Source organism: Alkalilacustris brevis (assembly GCF_003350345.1).
GTDB lineage: Bacteria > Pseudomonadota > Alphaproteobacteria > Rhodobacterales > Rhodobacteraceae > Alkalilacustris > Alkalilacustris brevis.
Genome location: NZ_QNVJ01000023.1, coordinates 1 through 2,465, shown reverse-complemented (window position 1 = coordinate 2,465; position 2,465 = coordinate 1). Strand labels below are relative to the sequence as shown.

The 2,465-nt window shown below is 70.2% G+C and carries 3 protein-coding genes; all 3 read left to right on the top strand.

All coding sequences use genetic code 11. From position 1 onward, the window contains the following. On the top strand, window positions 1-1,678 hold a 1,678-nt coding region (locus DQ229_RS03575), incomplete at its 5' end, for a phage tail tape measure C-terminal domain-containing protein (protein WP_114964909.1). Then, on the top strand, window positions 1,678-2,304 hold the full coding sequence (locus tag DQ229_RS03570; RefSeq protein ID WP_114964908.1) for a DUF2460 domain-containing protein: 627 nt from the start codon (window positions 1,678-1,680) through the stop codon (window positions 2,302-2,304). The genes DQ229_RS03575 and DQ229_RS03570, both read left to right, overlap by 1 nt. Then, a partial coding sequence (locus DQ229_RS03565) for a baseplate hub domain-containing protein (protein WP_114964907.1) occupies window positions 2,301-2,465 on the top strand: 165 nt, incomplete at its 3' end. The genes DQ229_RS03570 and DQ229_RS03565, both read left to right, overlap by 4 nt.

Sequence of the window (2,465 nt, the reverse complement as noted above, 5' to 3'; positions counted from 1 at the left end):
GTTCGTGCCCGAGGCCGAGCGCGCGGCGGTGGCCTCGCAGCTCTTCGGCGACCGCGCCGCGCTGGTGTTCGGGCGCATCGACAGCGCCACGCTGCGGCAGGCGACAGCGGACGTGCGCGATTTCGGCGTCGTGGTCTCAGAGCAGGACGCCGCGCAGATCGAGCGGACCAATGACGCCATCTCCCGGCTGGGGCTGATCTGGCGGGGGCTGTCGAACCAGCTGGCAGTTGCTGCAGCCCCGGCGCTGGAGGCCGTGGCCGATACCATGGCGGCTGTCGCCCGCACGACCGGCCTGCTCGGGCAGGCGATCCGGGGGCTGTTCGACAATCTCGGACGACTGGCCAGCATTGTCGCGAGCTTTGCTGCCTTCATGGCCGGGCGCTGGGTGGCAGGGCTGGCCGTCGCCGCGCTGTCCGTGCGCGGGCTGGCCACGGCGCTCGTGGTGCTCCGCGGTGCGCTGATCCGGACGGGCATCGGGGCGTTGATCGTCGGTGCGGGCGAATTGGTCTATCAGTTCGGGCGGCTCGTCTCCGGCGCCGGGGGTTTCGGCAATGCGCTCGAGCTGATGGCGGATGTGGCGCGCGCGGTCTGGGACGGCATGGGCCGCTATCTCGGCTCCTTCACTGAGGACTTCCGCGCCATGCGCGCCGATATCGAGGGCGTCTGGACGCGGCTCATGGCCTTCCTTGCGGGCAAATGGGCCGATTTCCTCGGCCAGATCGGCCCGACCTTCAATGCGGTGTCCGAGCGCATCGGCTCGGATCTGCAGATCGACTGGTTCGGAGCGCAGTCCTGGGCCTCGATGCTGGACCATGCCGCCAGCAATGCCGGTGTCGCCGCCGACCGCTTCCGCGAGCGCGCCGCAGAAACCCGCGCCACGGCCTTCGATGGTCTGCGCGAGGCAGTCGCCGCGCTGGTGGCAGCGGTTCAGGGCTCGGGGGACGAGACAGAGGATGCGCTCGATGCCGCGAGCGCCGGGGCGCGGCGGGTGGCCGAGGCTCTGGACGAGGCCGAAGCCGCTGCGGGGCGCGCGGGCGCCGCCGGACGCCGAGCGGGGGAAGAGACGGGCAGCGGCGCGGCCGTGGCGCTGACCGGCTGGCAGGCAGTGACGGCGGCGCTGTCGGACTACGCAACCCGGACCCGCGAGATCGGTAGCGATATCGGGGATGCGCTGGTGGGCGCATTCCGGTCCGCCGAGACCGCCGTTGCCGACTTCGTGCGCAAGGGCAAGCTCGACTTCCGCGATCTGGTGACCTCGATGATCGCCGATCTGGCCCGGCTCGCGGCGCGGCGCTTCATCCTCGGCCCGCTGGCGGGGCTGCTGTCAGGGGTGCTTGGCGGCGCGGGCGGCATGTTCGCGTCCGTCCTGCACGCGGGTGGCGTTGTGGGTGGTCCTGCCCCCGCGCGCATGGTCCCCGCGCTGGCCTTCGCGGGTGCGCCGCGGATGCACTCCGGTGGCTGGGCCGGGCTGAGGCCGGATGAAGTCCCCGCGATCCTGCAACGCGGCGAGCGGGTGCTCTCGCGACGGGAAGCCTCGGGCTACGGTGGGCGCACTGATGGCGGCACCACCGTGAATGTCACCATCATGGCGCGCGACGCCGAGAGCTTTCGCCAGTCGAGGACACAGGTTGCCGCGGATATCGCGCGCGCGGTCAATCTCGGCAGGCGAGGCATGTGATGGCGTTTCACGAGGTCCGGTTCCCGGACAACATCGGCCGGGGCGCGCGCGGCGGGCCGGAGCGGCGCACGCAGATCGTCGAGCTGGCCTCGGGTGACGAAGAGCGCAATGCCAGCTGGGCCAATTCGCGCCGCCGCTACGATGTGGCCTATGGCATCCGCCGCGCCGACGATCTGGCCGCTGTCGTGGCCTTCTTCGAGGCACGCAACGGGCGCCTGCACGGGTTCCGTTTCAAGGATTGGGCGGATTACAAGTCCGGCCTGCCATCAAAGGCGCCCGGACCACAGGATCAGCTGATCGGTGAGGGCGACGGCGCGACCTCGGTGTTCCAGCTGGTCAAGCGATACAGCTCGGGCAGCCAGACCTGGACGCGGGTGATCACCAAGCCGGTCGCGGACACGGTGCGCATTGCCCTCGATGGCACGGAACAGGCCAGCGGCTGGTCCATCGACACGACCACCGGCGTGGTGAGCTTCGACACAGCGCCTGCCAGCGGCGTCGTGGTCACTGCGGGTTTCGAGTTCGACGTACCAGTGCGCTTCGACACCGACACTCTGGACGTCACGCTCGACATAGAGCGGCTGGGCTCGATCACTTCCATTCCCCTGCTGGAGATCCGGCGATGAAGCAGCTCGACCCTGCGCTACAGGCGCATCTCGACGCGGGCACGACCACGCTCGCCTGGTGCTGGCGGATCACCCGCGCCGACGGCGTGAGTTTCGGCTTTACCGATCATGACCGGACGCTCGCCTTTGACGGCACCGAATTCGAGCCGGAGAGCGGGCTG